Genomic DNA, 17,632 nt, shown 5'->3' with positions numbered 1-17,632 from the left:
CCATGAAGAATCAAACTAACCCTCTGCCGGGATTTATGGCAGAGGGTTGTTTGTGTCATAAATTAGTTTCAGGAGAAGGCTGGATTATTTTGCAGATGCGTAAAGGAGTAAAAGAAGATAGCATATCTTGTCCATTTTTCCCATACATTGAAGTAGGAAAAATAAATGAGGAGGATGGACGTGCAATTTTATTACGGGCAGCAAATGCCATTGCGTATTTTAGATGAAGCGGAATTTTGGAAGCATCAAGAAGAAGAGCATACAGTCGTCATTCGAGAGCTTGTGACAGGGTTGGAACAAGAGTATGTGGACGCATTGAAAGAGTGGGAAACGATTCTTTCCAAAACCCACCAGAAAGTGATCCGCTATATTGAATCGGTTACCCGTTCGGCTTACTATATTCCAACGCAGTTGTATCAGCAGGTATTAAAGCTTGTTTCTTTCTGCTTGAAGCAAAGTCTGGACTTCATTCAATTATGTCGACAGATTAAAACAGAAAGTAAAGCAGTGAGTAATAACCCGACCGCCAAAGTCGTATTAGATCACATTATTCGGGAATCCGAATACTTTGTTGGAATTGCCCAAGCTCTGTTGTATGGAAGTCAAGCTGGTCCCCAGTAGCATCTGCAATAGTTTGGATAATGCGATCATAAAATCAAAGGACAAGCTTTTAGAACGCTTGTCCTTTCGTGTGTTAAAAATAAAAAATTCCCAGTGTATATCGAAGAATATGGTTACGTTATTTATGAGGGGTTGTAGAAGATGACTCCCAAAGTATAATTGTTATACCTTTGAGGCCATCCTCTTCCCGGAATTCTATGCTTCTTCAACCTTTTTCAGAGGCTTATTGGCCGGGCCTTCCACTATATTCCCGTCGAATGAAAAGCGCGAGCCATGGCATGGGCAGTCCCATGTTCGATCTCCATGATTCCAATTCAGTTCGCAGCCCATGTGAGTACAGGTAGTGTCCACGATATGAAGTTCGCCGTTTTCATCCTTATAAGCACCGGCTCTTTTTCCATTTACTGTGACGACAGCACCTTCATCGTTTGTTAAATTTTCCGGGTTTTTCATAGGGGAATCCAATTTTCCTTCAATAAGATGTTTGGCAACGTCCGCATTTTGCGTAATAAAATGTTTTACATCAGGATCTGCCTGGAACCTCGATGGTGTAAAGAGATCTTTATAAGGATTATCCTGTTTCAAAATGATATCCCTTAATAATAGAGAGGCGGCGGTGCTATTGGTCATTCCCCATTTTCGGTATCCCGTTGCCACTAAAATGTTGGAATGCCCCGAGCTAATGGTTCCTATATAAGGAACTTTGTCGAGGGTAATTAAATCCTGTGCAGACCAGCGATACATATATTCCTTGATGCCTAAAACCTCATTTCCAAACGATTCCAACGCTTCATAGTGTTTCATCGTATCCATTCCCTGACCCGTTTTGTGGCTTTCTCCACCAATTAATACGAGCTTTTCCCCGTTCAAAGTCGTATAACGGAGAGAGCGTACCGGGTTATCTACGCTTAAATACATACCGCCGGGATACTCTTTTTCTGTCTTGACTCCGAGTACATAAGATCGTTCCGCATACATTCTGGCAAAATAAAATCCTTTTCCATCATCAAAAGGAAAGTGAGAACAAGAGATGACAAAATTACAAGATATTCGATGTCCATCTCTTGTTATAACCGTTGGCTCACTCCCCTCATCAATATCTATCGCTGTCGTATTTTCATAGATGCTACCGTCAGACTGGGTGATTTGCCCGACAAGGCTGGCTAAATACTTGAGCGGATGAAACTGGGCTTGTCCCTTCATCACAAGAGCCGCTTCTATCGGAATCTCAAAAGGGATACTGTCTAATAGTCCGCCGTCAATCCCCAGTGTTTGATAAGCTTCATATTCTTTTTCGATTTTCATTCTGTATTTTGGGGAGGTAGCATATAAGTAAGCGTCTTCGTGGCTGAAGTCACAGTCTATACTGTATTCACTTACCTTGTTTTTGATGAAATGAAGAGCTTCGTTGCTCGCTTCATAGTAGAGTTTGGCTTTTTCTTTTCCTAAATGGCTAATTAATTCATCATAAATAAGGTCATGTTGGGCGGTTATTTTTGCAGTAGTATGGCCGGTCGTGCCGTTTAAAATGCTCCCTGCTTCAATCACTGCCACTTTCATTCCCTCTTTTGCAAGAAGGTAAGCGGTCGTAATGCCGGTGATGCCTCCTCCCACTATGGCAATATCTACTCTTATGTTTTCATTCAGTTTGGGAAACGAGGGCAATGAGACTGAGTTTCTCCAATATGGATTGGGGTATTGGGGCATCTCTTTTTTTGATTTGTCATCCGAATTCATGGTTCTTCCTCCTATCAATCATCTATCTAATACATAATTTTTCCAAATGATCAAAATTCATGTACCCGAAAAGTTAAATGGATTAACATTAGCTGATAGAAGAGAGTACATTCTGGTGCGACTTAGAGGACCCTCCTAGCTCCTATAAACGCTTTTTTCCAATAGGAATTTAGGCTTGTTATTTGTACCTTTTTTCCTTCCCTGAACGTATGCATCATTTTCCCTGAACCGAGGTAGACGGCTACATGGCCAATCTTCTCTATCCCTTTTTTATGTTTCCTTTTGCTTGTAGTGAAAAATAATAAATCCCCTCTTTGGATGGAGGAAAAAGAAACGGGAGCGCCAATGAGAAACTGCTGCCTTGAATTTCGGGGTAAAGAAATACCGTTTACTCCCAATATATATTGGATGAATGAACTGCAATCAAACATATCTGTTCGATATGAAGGGGCATTAAATACATAAGGAGTTCCCAGATATTGCAGTCCTGTAGAGATAATTCGATTGATTAACAATGAAGACATCCTTCCCTAATAAGTTGTGTACCACTATCATATTCAAGAAAGTGTAAGATGCTTGTACAGACGTATAAAATAGGGGAAGAAGCTCTAAAAATTTGGATCTTGATATAGTTCACATTTTTACAAAAATTAACATAGTTTTACAAAAAATAAATAAAATTTATATACTATGCTGTTTATCTAATGATCGCCGCTGTAATGGCCATTGCAGCGACAATCCCTGTTGCGGATCATCAAATATGGATGTTTGTAAGACCTGCTTTAACCTCAAAGGAGAGAAAAGGATGTTTTTTTGTATATAGAATAATGAATTTAGCTTAGAAAGCGTTTCCGAAAATAACATTCCCAACATATGATGATAAGTAAGATGTGTTTGGATGATTCATCTCTTTCATTTAAGGAGGGGGAATATGAGCGGGAAAGATCAAAAGATCGAGACGATCATTATTCACGGGGGGTATGATTCTAAGGAGTGTCTAGGCAGTCTTTCGACACCCATTTTCCAAACCTCTACATTTACTTTCGATAGTGCAGAGCAAGGGGAGAGACGCTTTGCTGGAGAAGAAGCGGGCTATATTTATTCTAGGCTGGGAAATCCCACGGTCCGTGCGCTGGAGGAGAAAATTGCTGCCTTGGAAGGGGGGGGGGGCCGGTCTTGCTTTTGCCTCCGGCATGGCTGCTGTATCAGCTGTTCTTTTCGCTTTAACAAAGGGGAATGACCATATTATTTGTTCGAAGGGAATTTATGGGTGTACGTTTGGATTATTAAGGCTTATGAGTGAAAAATATCATATATCACATGACTTTTGTGCGATGGAAACGGAAGAACAAATAAAAGAGCTCATTCGCCCCGAAACGGTCTGTATATATGTAGAAACGCCTGTTAATCCGACAATGAAAATGATTGATCTGCAACTTGTTGCCAAAGTCGCCAAGGAACATGGCATCATGGTCGTCGTGGATAACACTTTTGCTTCTCCCTACTTGCAGCAGCCTTTAAAGTTAGGATGCGATATTGTGCTTCACAGTGCCACTAAATATATTAGCGGGCATGGAGATGTCGTAGCGGGCCTTGTTGTAGGAAAGAAGGATTTTATAAAAAGTGTTTCCATGGCCACCCAGAAAGATATAGGCGGTATTATCTCTCCTTTTGATGCATGGTTGCTTTTAAGGGGAATAAAAACATTGCCTGTTCGTATGGATCGACACTCGTTTAATGCCATGAAAATATACGAACTCCTCAAAGAACATCCGGTGATCGAGAATGTCTACTATCCCGGAGACCTTGACCATCCTGACTATTCCATTACAAAAAAACAAATGAAACAGGGCGGAGGACTGCTCTCCTTTGAAATAAAAGGGAAAAAAAGGGATGCCCAAAAGCTGTTAAATGAACTGAAGCTTATTAAGATTGCAGTGAGTCTCGGTGATACGGAAACATTAATTCAACATCCTGCAACGATGACGCATTCCATCATTCCGGAGAAAGTGAGAGCAAAAATGGGTATTACAGATCAATTGATTCGATTATCGGTTGGTCTGGAAGCATGGGAAGATATATGGGAAGATTTACGGCAAGCAATGGATAAAGTGCATCATCCTGATTAATCAAGGAACAATAGTTATATTCAGTATACCCCACTCTTTATTAAGGATCCGTTTAAATGGATTCACAAAAATCATTCGGCATGAACCGGGAGAATTCAGGTCGAATGATTTTTACATTGAAAGTCATCTTCTGTTTTCTTCGTTTTCTTTTTCCATAATAAATAAGCGGCTTTGCCGTCGCTGGGAATTCCGGTTGGATTATCCATTGGAAACAAAGCAAAAAAGACAAAGTAGAAAGAAAAATAAACAAACTGGTCCCAAAACATAGAAGGTTCGAGGACTTTCACCTTTATCATCGAATTTACTATCAGCATACTTATTAAATTAAACAATGATCCTCCAAGAATAATAAGAGAGTTAGTGAGACGATTATTAAACTTCAGATATGAGAATTCGCATCTCCCAGACCAGAAATAAAACTTGCGTATCTCAATTTTTCCCAGCATACACAGTTTCTCACCGCATCCAACTATCATTCGCGTATTTTTTCCGCCAAATAATTTTACAAAAAAGATATGACCTAATAAATGAATGAAAGTGACAATAGGAAAAATGAGAAAAAAGGCTAAGAGGAATTTCCATACATCGTATACTCCAAACATATAAATCCTCCTATTAAAAACCATGTTGTTCAAAAAACTCCTATTACTCTTACCCGATGCCATTCCCCTCTAACATGTTTCTATTTACCAGTTGTGGAGGGAAATGTATAAGCAGCCCCCTTGAAGATAGCTAGCAGATTTCATATTGAGGTTGAAGGTAGGATTGAAAACTATTTCATTTGTATTTAGGGGTTTGACCTTCTTGCTGAGGGGTATGTACAAACTAAGAGTAAAGCAAAATTAAAAATAAATAAATTTCTGATAGGAGGAAAACGACATGAGTACAAATGAAAAACATATTGTAGGAGTATATGATACAGAGGAAGCGGCAATTCGTGCAGTAGAAGATTTAAAGAATAAAGGGTATAGGGCAGAAGATATCTCGGTTATTGGAAAAAGCCGCGACGAAGTAGATGCTATTACGGATGAAACAGGTACAAAAGCAGGAGAAGGTGCAGTCACAGGTGCAGCCACAGGTGGAGCAATCGGTGGTATTGCAGGGCTATTGGCAGGAGTCGGTGCCCTTGCAATCCCTGGAATTGGACCAATCGTAGCGGCAGGCCCAATTGCAGCCACACTTGCAGGTGCGGCAGTAGGAGCAGGGACTGGTGGTTTAGCTGGTGCATTAATCGGTATGGGAATTCCGGAAGATGAGGCTGAACGCTATGATTCCTATGTCAAGGAAGGAAAAATCTTAGTACTTGTTGACAGGGATGCAGGTGCTGCGGATATTGACAGAGAAACATTAACGGATGACGTTTCATTAACAAGACGTAATGCGTTAAGAGAAAATGATCCTTTAACAAGAGAACGTACACTAACGGACAACAACAGTTTAACAAGAAAAGGTACATTAACAGACGGTGATAGAGTCTTAGGAACTGATGGACGTCCTACGACTTATCCTTCAAAAAACAACCCGCTTTAATGCTGATAAAAGAATGATAGAGTAGAAAAGCTGCCATTTTCGGCAGCTTTTTCTATTTAACTTTATTAATCCAGTCTGTGGATAGGTAAAGCCAGGTTTATCCCTTAATTTCTTTAAATAGAGATTAAATCTTTTATTAGTTGTTTAGGCATTTTTAAAAGGGTCTCCTGTTGGGAGAGATAATATATATACTGACTAAATTTTAAATTAAAACAATTTTTTTTCAAATGGAGGTTTTAAGAAAGAAATGAATTTAATGCGGCTTATATGTAAATAAAAGGAATTGGTATACAGTTGTCGAATGGTGAGAAGAGGCATGTAAAGAAGGGAAGGAAAAGAAATGAACTTTAAGACAGCTGATTTATGTGATGATTTTTCAGGGGAATTAGAGATTTGTAAAGTGGAATTTCGATCCTATGGGAGAAAAAGGCGGTTTTCTGGACCAATTTCAACCGTTAAAGTGTGGGAAGATAATGTATTAGTAAAGGAAGCACTTCAATCGATCCCTAAAGGAAATGTGTTAGTGGTAGATGGAGGAGGCTTCAAAAACTGTGCCCTGCTTGGCGACCGCTTAGGGGAGATTGCTCAAAAACGCGGCTTAGCGGGAATCATTATTAACGGATGTGTGCGGGATACTGTTGATTTGGCGAATCTCGAAGTCGGTATTCTTGCACTCGGCAGCAATCCATTAAAAAGTAAAAAAGAGGGAAAAGGAGAAAAAGATGTAACGGTACGGTTTGGGGATGTTGAATGGAAGCCGGGCCATTATGTTTATGCAGACGAAGACGGGGTTCTTCTGGCAGCAAGGGCACTTTTATAAAAAATGTTAAAATAGAAAAAGGAGAATGATCTCTTCTTTTTCTATTTTAACCGCCTTTCAAGGTTTAAATTTAGAATATAGTTGTATTTATCTGCATGTTTCAATTCGTCTGTCAACATTTCAAATACCATATCGCGATAATAGCGGGTTGGAAGTCCTGCAAGAATGTCTCGATATCGTTCTACCGCTCCTATTTCCCAAAAAAGCGCTCGTTTAGCTCCCTTAATATAAGAGGCCGGTTTTTCAAATCCTACATTTTAGTTTTCCTGGATACCTCGTCCTGTAAAATCCTCATGAATTTTTCGAAACATCTTGTTGTGTTTGCGTTCATCGTCCCGAATGAGTCAAAAATCAACTATGTTCTTTAACAAAAACAATGGCTTAAGAATAAAAATTCCTTTATTATGCTATGATAAACATCAACTCATGTAGCATGTCTGAAGGAAGATTCCTTTATCGTGAAATAGGATAAATTTCTGAATATACTTTTTTCAGCTGTTTTCAATTAAGAGCGGCTATAATTGAAGAGAAAAGGATGGAAATGTTAAATTTATCATCAAGAGGTCGAGGGCATATATGTATAGATTGCTTGTCATTATTGCAGGTTCAGTGTTAATTGGATTCGCGTACAACTGTTTTTTGATTCCCCATAAAGTACTGAGCAGCGGCATCAGCGGTATTGCGATGATTATCGGCATTTTGACTCCTTTAAGCACAGGGACGATGAATTTTTTGTTAAACTTGCCGCTTTTAATTATCGGTTTTATGAAATTGGGAAGACGTTTTGTTTTATACACCCTTCTTTCTGTTGTTGTTTTATCGATAGCCCTGTACATCATTCCGTTAAGGCCTATAAGTACAGATCCGATCTTGTCTTCCGTATTCGGCGGTGTACTGACAGGAATAGGAGTAGGAATGGTGTTTCGTCAATCTGCTTCAACCGGCGGATTCGATATTATTGGAATGCTCCTTACTCATAAAAGAGACTTTCCGCTTGGCGGCTTGTTATCTGCTATGAACGGCATTGTTGTATTTGTTTCTGGTTTTTTTGTGAATTGGGATGCAGCATTGTATACGATGTTGTCCATTTTTGTAACAGGTAAAGTGGTAGATGCCATTTATACACGTCATATTAAGTTGACCCTCATGATTATTACGAACAAAGGGGAAGAAATGAAGCAAAAGCTTCTTGGCAATCTTGTCCGCGGGGTCACCTTAATGGATGGGGAAGGGGCTTACTCCAGCCAAAAACGCAAGATTTTAATGACCGTTATTTCTCGCTACGAGTTGGCAAACGTGAAGCCGCTTATTCAAGAAGTGGATCCGAGTGCATTCGTTAACATTACAGAAACAGTAGAAGTCATGGGATTATTTCGTAGAGATGCCCACTAATATATATGGATCCACATAAATCATTTAACATGAGCAAAAACGTTCTCATGTTAAATGATTGACCTTTGTAAGCCTGCCCAAGGTGAGAGAACAGAAAAGCACAAATAGAAGAAGGCTCGGTAACAGAGGTTGAAAAATTAAGTTGGAGTTATATAAAATCAGCTTACTGTCTAATTGAATAGTAAGCTTTTTTTCATGATAAAATTAAAGTAAGAATAAGGAGTAATCTTGTTAATTTGGATGATCATTATACTTTGTAAAGGAGAAGGGAAAATGGATATCTTTTTCTCAATGGCAGAAGAAAAAATAAAAAAAGCGGTTCAAGATGGAGAATTTGATCAGTTGCCAGGAAAAGGAAAGCCGTTAGAATTTGAGAATTTATCGCATGTTCCTCCAGAGTTGCGTGCTTCTTATAAGATTTTAAAAAATGCAGGTATCCTCCCTGAAGAAATGCAACTGAAAAAAGACATGATTGATCTGGAAGACTTGATTGCTTGCTGTCACGATGAAGAGAGAAAAGCAACACTGAAGAAAAAGTGGAATGAAAAGATGCTTCAATTCAATACATTGATGGAAAAGAGAAAAATAGCCGGTTCCTCTGCCTTTATGTCTTATCAAGATAAAATTTATCGTAAATTTAGATAATATATGAATTCGCATAAGCGGCTGCCAAACTCCCTTCCGGGTTCTTGTCAGCCGCTTATATGAGAACCTTTGTAAGTCTATTCAAGGAGAAAGAACAGAAAAGCGCGAATAGAAGAAGGCTCGATGACAGAAGTGAAAAAATTAAGTTGAATGTATATATAACAAAAAACACCTGCTTGGGCAGGTGTTTTTTGTTATGGTGGCGAGATAGATTTATTGTTTAGAACGTAAAAGCTGCTGGAGTTCGTCTTTGTTTTGAGTTAAATCTTCTAATGTATACCCTTTTAAGACATTGATGAATGCTTGAAGTGCTTCATATAAAACATGTTTCAATTTACAAGAAGGTGTGATGAGACATTGATTTCCCTTACGATTAAAACACTCCACCACGTGAAAATCTTCCTCTGTGTAGGTCACGACTTCTCCGATATTGATGTCACGAGGATTCTTTGCAAGTCGTATGCCGCCGTTTCGTCCTCGGATGGTCTCTATAAGACCAAGCTTTCCAAGTTCATGAATAACTTTCATTAAATGATTTTTTGAGATGTGATAGGCGTCTGCAATCTCTTTAATATTGCTCAATTCATTACCTTTTTTTAATGCCAGATATAATAAAACACGAAGAGAGTAATCCGTATAATTTGTTAATCTCATTTAACTAACCCCTTGGTTTATGAAAGGTATTTTTACCCCGCATTAACGGGCAGTAAGATCCTCCCCAAAAACTTAGCGTAATCGGGGAAGTTTAGTGTAGAATCACTGCCCTAATCTAGCTGCGGCTCCTAGCTCCTCCTACGTTTCACTCCTTCCTGCGGAACCAAAAAGCGGTTCTTTGTCAGGAGTTCCAACGTGCGTCGGAGCTAAACAGTCGCCTCGCTTTCTTGTGTAAAAGCCCGATAAGATCAACTAACCATCAGTGGGACTAAGGGACGAAGACTAAGAACGCGACGTCCTGTCGCAACATCTTCGCTTGCACATCCTGTGCATCGAAAAACCTCCACTGATGGAAGTTTCCTTTATCATAGCATTTTTTCCAACCATTTGGTAAGGTTTATGCTCTGTTTATGGGAGGGAATAACCACCAAGTTTTTAATAAAGGCTATTTGGAAAATAAGTTGCTTATAAAGATAGTAACTTTGGCACAGCTTTAAATGAAAAGGGCAGCCACCGTTTTAATCATGCTTACATTGGAAATTGTGACAACTTTTTAAAAGATGTATTTAAAATATATCTTTTTTGGATGAATTCGCTTACTGTAAAGATATATTAAAAATACATGTTTAAAAGGATGAGAGAAAATGTTAAGTGCGAAAACGATTGAAATTGTGAAAAGTACCGCTCCTGTTTTGGAAAGATACGGCCAAGATATTACAAAGCGTTTTTATGAATTAATGTTTAAGGCGCATCCGGAACTTTTAAATATTTTTAACCAAACGAACCAAAAAACGGGCAGACAGCAGACAGCTTTAGCCAATACGGTTTATGCAGCGGCGGTTTACATTGATCAACTTGATAAAATTATCCCGGTTGTGAAACAAATTGGTCATAAACATCGCAGTATCGGAATCAAACCAGAGCATTATCCAATCGTGGGAGAGCATTTGTTATTAGCGATTAAAGATGTCTTAAAAGATGCAGCTACAGATGAAATCATTCATGCATGGGCAGAAGCATACGGTGTCATTGCAGATGCATTTATTTCAGTCGAGCAAGAGATGTATGAAGAAGCAGAAAACAAAGAAGGCGGATGGAAAGATTTCAAAGAACTTTATGTTGCAAATAAGGTAAAAGAAAGTGATGTTATTACATCCTTTTATTTAAAACCAAAAGATGGGTCAGGAGTCTCTTCCTTCTTGCCAGGCCAATATGTGAGTATTCGTGTCAATATTCCCGGTAAAGAGTATACGCACATTCGTCAATACAGTTTATCTGATGCGCCAAATGGGGAATATTATCGCATTACAGTTAAGCGTGAAGCAGATGATCAAAAACCGGAGGGTGCCGTTTCCAATTACTTGCATGATTATGTGAAAGAAGGAGATACAATTGAAGTAAGTGCTCCTGCAGGTGAATTTGTGTTGAATATGGAGAGCGAAAAGCCTCTTGTACTCATCAGCGGTGGAGTAGGGATTACACCATTAATGAGTATGTTAAAAGTTGCCGCAAAGGAACAGCCAGACCGTGATATGACATTCATCCATGCAGCAAGAAGCGGACATTATCATGCTTTTCGTAAAGAGGCAGCTTCTTTAGATGCAAAAATGTTCGTGTGTTATGAAAAACCGACAGAAGAAGATGTCGCTGCACAAAACTTTGATAAAGAAGGATACATTACAGCTGAATGGTTACAACAAGTCATTGAAAACAAAGATGCTGATTACTATATGTGCGGACCGCTTTCCTTCATGAAAGCCATTTATCAAGCATTGCAAGAAATTGGTGTGAAAGAAGAATCCATTCATTACGAATTTTTCGGACCAAACATGAAATTATAATCCTGGCGCTTCTTGTTTACCTTTCGGTTAGGATTCATTCCAAAAAAAGTTTGAGATAGGACAAGACCGGGTACTTTATTTATAGACAAGCGAAATGTTAAGGAGTGAGTCTATAATGAGCAAGAAAATTGCAGTATTATTGACGGATATGTTTGAGGATTCCGAGTACACGGAGCCTGCTAAAGCATTCAAAGAAGCCGGGCATGAGCTTACTGTCATCGAAAAGGAAAAAGGTAAAACAGTCAAAGGGAAACAAGGAGAAGCAACAGTAACTGTTGCTGCAAGCATCGATGAAGTGAAACCATCGGATTTCGATGCCTTGTTCTTACCAGGAGGCTTTTCACCAGATATTTTACGTGGGGATGATCGTTTTGTCGCTTTCGCCAAATCAATGATGGATGAAAAGAAACCGGTGATGGCGATTTGCCACGGCCCGCAATTGCTGATTACAGCGGAGGCTTTAAAAGGACGAGATGTGACGGGTTATAAATCCATTGCCGTTGACTTAAAAAATGCCGGTGCCAATTTTCATGATAAAGAAGTCGTTGTGTGCGGCAACCAGCTTGTAACAAGTCGTACGCCTGATGACATACCGGCCTTCATCCGTGAATCTCTTAACGTGTTACAATAAACGAGAATAAACGCTACTTAAAAGGAAGGACTTCCATTCGATGGGGGTCTTTTTTTATTTACATAAATTACCTTTTGGGATTTCTAAAGGAATTGAATCTTCCACTATTCCTATTGCATCAGTGTTTATAGTGGTGGTTAAATATTCCTTCAAACTATGTTTTCATAGTTTGATAATATTGGAAGCTTTAAAAGGTTGATAGATTGCTAGTATTCATGGAGAATAGTGTGCGTGGGGTCAAAAAAACGAGGAGGTAATTCACTTATGAAAAACAAAAAACTTCGTTTCGCGACTATTATTGGAGCCATGTCATTCGGATTATTAGCAACACAAACACAGGCAGATGCTTCAACAGTAAATTGTCCAGTAAATTCAAAACAGAATATTCAGCATATTAATGTTCAAGATATAAATGATGTAGATGAGCTTTTAAAGAAATTTAATATTCAAATCCCAACAGCTCAAGCTAAACAAACAGCACCAAAAGCAGCACCAGCTCCACAAACGAATAATGAAGCACAAGCCCAACCAACGGAACAAGCAGCACCACAGCCAACACCAAAAGCAGCACCAGCTTCGCAAACAAGCAATGAAACACAGGCACAGCCAGCAGCTGAACAAACAGCTAATCAATCATCTGTAAGTGAGTTTGAAAAGAAAGTCGTCGAGTTAGTAAACCAAGAGAGACAAAAACAAGGCTTAAAACCATTACAATTAGACACAAAACTTAGTGATGTTGCTCGTGAAAAATCAAAAGACATGATGAACAAAAATTACTTTGATCACACTTCTCCAACTTACGGCTCACCGTTTGATATGATGAAGAAATTCGGTATTCAATACAGTGCAGCCGGTGAAAACATTGCCAAAGGTCAACAAACACCGGAAGAAGTAATGAATAGCTGGATGAACAGTGACGGTCACCGCAGAAACATTTTAGATCCAAACTTTACACATATTGGTGTTGGATACGTAGAAGGCAGCGGTTCAACATATTGGACACAAATGTTCATTGGTAAATAAGTAGAAAAATCTTCCCTTTCTTAAAGGGGAGATTTTTTTTATAAGAAAGCATAGATTGTGCATTGAATTTGTCCAGCTACGCAAGCTACACCCTGGGGTCATTCCACTTCTTCCCGCGGAGCCAAGGAGCGACTCCTTCTCAGAAGGTCCAATACCCTATGGATGTGAACGAGCTTGCTCCGCTTTTCTTGTTGTATCAGTACAGTTAGGAGTCCTTCCTCTTATTGGAAAGCCTTTTAAAAAGGGTTTTTTGCAAGAGTTAAGAGGGTATAGTACTAGCAAAAGCAGAGAAGTGGGGATGATTATGGGCAAAATTTTAAAAAGAGTTTTAGCAGCCATTTTACCAATTCTGGTAAAAGAAGGTGCTGCCTATTATAAAAACCGAAGAAGAAGAGGAGTAGGGAGGTGACCCAAAAGGTAAAAAACCATACTTTTTGAGTCATCTCCCTGAAAGGATCGGGCATGTGAAATCCAATAAAATCAAGGATTTTCTGCCGGGTCCTTTCAGTAAAAACGTTTCTGGCTGTCTATCCCAAACTTATGGGGATTTTCCTTATTTATTTTTGTGTTTTTTCGATAAATTCGAATAAGAAAGACTGCCCTTTTCGATAAAACCTTGGATCATAAATCCCTAACCGTTCCTCATTATCTACGACTACGACAAATGGAGACCATTTGTACAGGGTCTGGGCTTTCGGATTTTGTTTGAATAGTTTTTTTAAGTTGCTGTTGTCACTGGATTGCAGCTTGTACATAAGGTGTTTTTGGGTTAATAAAGAGTCTTGGATGATGTCCACTGTATTCTCGTCTTTGCCGATAACAGAATAATTCCATGGAAGAAAGCTTGCAGATAATGCAAGTTGTTCATAACGAGGCTCATATTGCTTATACAATGCATAGCCCTGTATGGATTGAATGATAATGTGAAGAGCAATCATGATCCAGCTTATACGGTAAATAGACGATTCCTTGTATGAGCCTTTTTTCGATAAGATAAAAGCTAATAAGAAGATGAACCAAATGACAAAATCGATAATAGGGATGGTTCCAAAGGTTAATCGGGCATTTGAAAAAGGCTCTAAATAACCTGTACCCCATGCGTTAAACACATCGCTTGTATCATGAATAAACACAGCGAGAAGAGCAATCCAAAAGAAGCGCCAACTTTTCAGGCGAAAGATGAAGAAATTTAAAATAAAAAATAGAAGGGCCCATACCGGGACGAGAAAGAGCGAATGTGTAATCCCTCGATGCCACATTTGATATTGTCCAGATGTATCCCATAGCTGTGAAATCACGTCAATGTCAGGAATTTGACTGGCTCCTATAGCAGTAAACAGGAGAGTCTGTTTTTCCCTTTTACTCATGTTTTCTTTATTGATGGCTTTATAAATCCCAAGACCGAACAATGTATGTGTAATTGTGTCCATACCGTCACCAACTTTCAATCAATGCGCTCTTATTATAAAACGCACGCTTGCTGTATGTAAAAGAAAAGCATCGCTTTATGTGCGATGCTTTCAAGCTAGGTCTGGACTGGAATATGTTCAAACGTCTTAACATTGAAGAGGCCTTTATCTGTCAGTTTTAGTTCAGGGATGACAGGAAGGCTTAAAAAGGAAAGAGTAAGCAATGGGTTGAATTCATCCGAAGCCCCGATTTGTCGTAAGGCAATATTGAGTTGATGAAGCGAGTCATTGACTTGATGAAACGGTTGGTTGGTCATAAGCCCTCCAATAGGTAAGGAAAGAGAAGTAATCGTTTGTTTGTTTTTCACGATTGTAATCCCGCCCTGCAGCCGTTTCAATTCCTCCACAGCATGAAGCATATCCTCATCATTCGTCCCCACTACGACAATGTTATGGGAATCATGCGCAATAGTAGTGGCAATCGCTCCGCAAGTAAGACCGAATCCTTTCACAATACCAAGTCCGATATTTCCAATCTGATGATGGCGTTCGATTACGGCTAACTTTAATTGATCTTTTTTTACGGAAGGAACAAACTGTTGACGGTGAACATCAACTGATTCAATGAGATGATTTGTGATCAGGCTGTTTGGAATAATCTCTATTACATGGGCCAACTGATTTTTCATCGTTATTTGTAAATCGTTATGAATGAGAGGAGGAATATGAACAGAATCTGTTAACCCATCTGCCTTTGTTGTATGTGCAGATAAAGAAGCTGCATATGCTCCTTGCTCTGCTGCCAGCTTCCCGTCTTTGTATACTTGATAAATATTCAATGTTTCTAAGTCATCCAGTAGCAGGAGATCAGCTTTATAACCGGGAGCAATGGCCCCTTTTCCTTTTAATCCGTAACATTCTGCCGCATTCAGCGAGGCCATTTGAATGGCTAGCAATGGATTTAGTCCTTCTTTAATGGCGAGGCGTATATTGTGATCGACAGAGCCTTCCACGAGTAAATCATCTAAATGTTTGTCGTCTGTGCAAAATAAACAACGGCGGGCATTTCGTTCATTCACAACAGGAATTAGGGCTTTCAAATCTTTAGCGACAGAGCCTTCACGAATCAATACATACATGCCTCTTCTCAACCGTTCTAGCGCGTCTTCTACAGTGGTACATTCATGGTCGGTCAATATGCCGGCGGTACGGTATATATTGAGACCTGTTTCATCCAATCCGGCTGCATGACCATCAATGACAGCTCCTAAGGAAGCGGCATTCATTAGTTTATCAAGCATTTGAGGGGAAGCATCCCTAACAGAAGGGAAATCCATGACTTCTGCTAATCCCATTACTCTAGGATGCTGATAAAATGGCTTTAAGTCTTTGGCATGGAGAACAGCCCCAGCATTCTCAAAAGGAGTGGCCGGCACGCTGGAAGGGAGCATCACCATGACATCAAGGGGGATATTCTCTGAATCATCAAGCATGAATTGGATTCCTTTTGCACCTGCGACATTGGCAATTTCATGAGGGTCTGTAATGACGGTTGTCACACCGTGAGGGATAACCAGTTTTGAAAACTCTCTTGGTGTCACCATTGATGATTCAATATGCACATGGCTGTCGATGAAAGCCGGAGAGATATAACGTCCTTGTGCATCAATAATGATGTCTCCTTCATAGTTTCCGATCCCGACAATCATTCCTTCAGAAATGGCAACATCGCCCTCTATAATATCAAGGTTAAATACATCAATGATTTTTCCATTTTTAATAACGATATCCGCTGGGCTTTTTTTGCTGGAAGCAGCAATTTGTTTATAGTATTTTGTTTTGTACATGGTGTCTACTCCTTTCTGAAAATAAAGAAGTAGTTAGACTAAAAAGAGAAGAACATAAGAAGAGAATAGACGGGTAGTGTGTTCATCTCTCGTAGTCCAACTATTTACGGTAGTCCGGTAGAGACTCTTGGCCCATATCGCCAAGATTATACGAGTGATTTTTCTTTATTTTGATTCATTCTAAAAGTCAGACCTCTTTTCGGCAATGATTTTTTCAAAAACTATGGGAAATATCGATTTCACACGAACCAGCTAAAAATAATAGGAAGAACATAGTTGTTAAATAGCGGTTTTTCAAAAAGAGGGTGCCCCAAAAGTACAAAGAATATACTTTTGGGGCACCCTCCTGCGATGGATCATCATTAAAAATCCAGCATGGCGATGAAGGCCCATCACAGAAAAAATGGATGATTACCGTCATCTGGAGGCTTTTGAGTCAGCCTCTTTTTTCTTAAGCTTGTTTACGCAAGTTTCCTAATTCTTCAGCGATGGCTTGCATTTCGTTTGGACTGAAGGAGTTTTTTTTCATGACTAATTCATAAATATCGTGCAGTTCTTCATACATTTCTTCATCAAAATGAGCAGGCTTAATAGCACCGAAATTTAATACCTTTAATTTTTCCTTAATTGCTTCAATCATAAATTCCACATTTTCTGCTGTCTTTTTTGATAAATCCACTTTTTTCAATCCTTCCGACTGTTTTTTTCATTATAACATGTTTCGAGTGAAAGGAAAGGATGACAATCACGCTTGCATATATCAGTGCCGGATGATTTTTGTTTTCTTTATGAATGCCTAATCTGTTTTTTCATCACTTTTCATCCATCAAATCATTTGTATATAATGTTTGTAAATAAAATTAAAGGAGAAAGAAAATGGTAAAAGTACTGTTTGTATGTTTAGGGAATATTTGCCGATCCCCGATGGCAGAAGCGGTTTTTCGCGATTTAGTTAGAAAAAAAGGCATGGAAGATCAAATTATCATTGATTCGGCAGGAACAGGCGATTGGCACATCGGAAATCCCCCTCACAAAGGTACACAGGCAATTTTAACAAAAAATAATATTAATTTTGGTGGGCTGACGGCCCGTCAGGTCAAAGAAGATGATTTAGCTGAATTTGATTATATTATCGGGATGGATACAGAGAATATTGGGAATTTAAGAAGGATGGCTGGATACAACAAAACGGGTTATATTGGCCGTTTATTAGACTTTGTACCGGAAGCTCAGATAAATGACGTGCCGGATCCGTATTTTACCGGAAATTTCGATGAAGTATATGACTTGGTGAAAAAAGGCTGCGAAAACTTATTGGAAGATATTTTGGAAAAACATTTTCGTGTTTAGGAC

The 17,632-nt window shown here is 39.1% G+C and carries 16 protein-coding genes, 2 pseudogenes and 1 riboswitch; of the genes and pseudogenes, 12 read left to right on the top strand and 6 right to left on the bottom strand.

Annotation, left to right across the window (positions count from 1 at the left end; genetic code table 11):
* Positions 1–2 precede the first annotated feature (2 nt).
* Both ACFOU2_RS18535 and ACFOU2_RS18530 read left to right on the top strand, forming a co-directional pair.
* Complete coding sequence (locus ACFOU2_RS18535; protein WP_377917764.1) at positions 3–227, top strand: hypothetical protein; 225 nt, start codon at positions 3–5, stop codon at positions 225–227.
* A complete protein-coding gene (locus ACFOU2_RS18530) occupies positions 181–621 on the top strand; it encodes a DUF2935 domain-containing protein (RefSeq protein ID WP_377917762.1) in 441 nt (146 codons plus the stop codon). The genes ACFOU2_RS18535 and ACFOU2_RS18530 overlap by 47 nt, the downstream gene beginning before the upstream one ends.
* 195 nt (positions 622–816) lie before the next feature.
* Here ACFOU2_RS18530 and ACFOU2_RS18525 read toward each other — a convergent pair whose 3' ends face one another.
* A complete protein-coding gene (locus ACFOU2_RS18525; RefSeq protein WP_377917760.1) occupies positions 817–2,358 on the bottom strand; it encodes an FAD-dependent oxidoreductase in 1,542 nt (513 codons plus the stop codon).
* A 122-nt stretch (positions 2,359–2,480) separates the two neighbouring features.
* Positions 2,481–2,873 carry a C40 family peptidase gene (locus tag ACFOU2_RS18520; protein ID WP_377917758.1) on the bottom strand — a complete coding sequence of 131 codons (393 nt, stop codon included), beginning with the start codon at positions 2,871–2,873 and terminating at the stop codon, positions 2,481–2,483.
* A 180-nt stretch (positions 2,874–3,053) separates the two neighbouring features.
* On the opposite strand from ACFOU2_RS18520, the pseudogene ACFOU2_RS18515 reads away from it, so the two are divergent.
* The 6 genes and pseudogenes from ACFOU2_RS18515 to ACFOU2_RS18490 form a co-directional block, all read left to right on the top strand.
* Positions 3,054–3,161 (top strand): annotated as a pseudogene (locus ACFOU2_RS18515) (twin-arginine translocase subunit TatC); the annotation flags it as partial.
* Between the two features lie 95 nt (positions 3,162–3,256).
* Positions 3,257–4,487 (top strand): annotated as a pseudogene (megL, locus tag ACFOU2_RS18510) (methionine gamma-lyase).
* A gap of 879 nt (positions 4,488–5,366) precedes the next feature.
* Positions 5,367–6,017 (top strand): general stress protein, encoded by a 651-nt coding sequence (locus tag ACFOU2_RS18505; protein ID WP_377917756.1) that lies wholly within the window; start codon positions 5,367–5,369, stop codon positions 6,015–6,017.
* A 340-nt stretch (positions 6,018–6,357) separates the two neighbouring features.
* Positions 6,358–6,837, top strand: a complete 480-nt coding sequence (gene rraA, locus ACFOU2_RS18500) for a ribonuclease E activity regulator RraA (protein WP_377917754.1) — start codon at positions 6,358–6,360, stop codon at positions 6,835–6,837.
* Positions 6,838–7,413: 576 nt separating this feature from the next.
* On the top strand, positions 7,414–8,229 hold the full coding sequence (locus ACFOU2_RS18495) for a YitT family protein (protein WP_377917752.1): 816 nt from the start codon (positions 7,414–7,416) through the stop codon (positions 8,227–8,229).
* Positions 8,230–8,502: 273 nt separating this feature from the next.
* Positions 8,503–8,874 (top strand): DnaJ family domain-containing protein, encoded by a 372-nt coding sequence (locus ACFOU2_RS18490; protein ID WP_377917750.1) that lies wholly within the window; start codon positions 8,503–8,505, stop codon positions 8,872–8,874.
* A gap of 213 nt (positions 8,875–9,087) precedes the next feature.
* Here ACFOU2_RS18490 and ACFOU2_RS18485 read toward each other — a convergent pair whose 3' ends face one another.
* On the bottom strand, positions 9,088–9,528 hold the full coding sequence (locus ACFOU2_RS18485; RefSeq protein WP_377917748.1) for an RrF2 family transcriptional regulator: 441 nt from the start codon (positions 9,526–9,528) through the stop codon (positions 9,088–9,090).
* A 644-nt stretch (positions 9,529–10,172) separates the two neighbouring features.
* Here ACFOU2_RS18485 and hmpA point away from each other — a divergent pair.
* From hmpA to ACFOU2_RS18470, 3 genes are all read left to right on the top strand, one after another.
* Positions 10,173–11,369, top strand: a complete 1,197-nt coding sequence (gene hmpA, locus ACFOU2_RS18480; protein WP_377917746.1) for an NO-inducible flavohemoprotein — start codon at positions 10,173–10,175, stop codon at positions 11,367–11,369.
* Between the two features lie 115 nt (positions 11,370–11,484).
* A complete protein-coding gene (locus ACFOU2_RS18475) occupies positions 11,485–12,000 on the top strand; it encodes a type 1 glutamine amidotransferase domain-containing protein (RefSeq protein WP_377917744.1) in 516 nt (171 codons plus the stop codon).
* Positions 12,001–12,264: 264 nt separating this feature from the next.
* Positions 12,265–13,023 carry a CAP domain-containing protein gene (locus ACFOU2_RS18470; RefSeq protein WP_377917742.1) on the top strand — a complete coding sequence of 253 codons (759 nt, stop codon included), beginning with the start codon at positions 12,265–12,267 and terminating at the stop codon, positions 13,021–13,023.
* A 557-nt stretch (positions 13,024–13,580) separates the two neighbouring features.
* Here ACFOU2_RS18470 and ACFOU2_RS18465 read toward each other — a convergent pair.
* The 3 genes from ACFOU2_RS18465 to ACFOU2_RS18455 all read right to left on the bottom strand — a co-directional run bounded on the left by ACFOU2_RS18465 (position 13,581) and on the right by ACFOU2_RS18455 (position 16,958).
* The gene (locus tag ACFOU2_RS18465; protein WP_377917846.1) at positions 13,581–14,453 is read right to left on the bottom strand and encodes a metal-dependent hydrolase; all 873 of its coding nucleotides are present in this window, start codon (positions 14,451–14,453) and stop codon (positions 13,581–13,583) included.
* Between the two features lie 95 nt (positions 14,454–14,548).
* Positions 14,549–16,279 carry an adenine deaminase gene (gene ade, locus ACFOU2_RS18460; protein WP_377917740.1) on the bottom strand — a complete coding sequence of 577 codons (1,731 nt, stop codon included), beginning with the start codon at positions 16,277–16,279 and terminating at the stop codon, positions 14,549–14,551.
* A gap of 72 nt (positions 16,280–16,351) precedes the next feature.
* Positions 16,352–16,453, bottom strand: a riboswitch (purine riboswitch).
* A gap of 277 nt (positions 16,454–16,730) precedes the next feature.
* On the bottom strand, positions 16,731–16,958 hold the full coding sequence (locus ACFOU2_RS18455; protein WP_377917738.1) for a DUF1128 domain-containing protein: 228 nt from the start codon (positions 16,956–16,958) through the stop codon (positions 16,731–16,733).
* A gap of 197 nt (positions 16,959–17,155) precedes the next feature.
* Here ACFOU2_RS18455 and ACFOU2_RS18450 point away from each other — a divergent pair, with 197 nt between their 5' ends.
* Positions 17,156–17,629, top strand: coding sequence for a low molecular weight protein-tyrosine-phosphatase (locus ACFOU2_RS18450; protein WP_377917736.1), 474 nt, complete (start codon positions 17,156–17,158; stop codon positions 17,627–17,629).
* Positions 17,630–17,632: the final 3 nt, after the last annotated feature.

Source organism: Bacillus songklensis, from assembly GCF_042649685.1.
In the GTDB taxonomy this organism is placed as follows: Bacteria; Bacillota; Bacilli; order Bacillales; family Bacillaceae_H; genus Bacillus_BA; species Bacillus_BA songklensis.
This window is presented reverse-complemented; position numbering and strand designations above follow the sequence as displayed.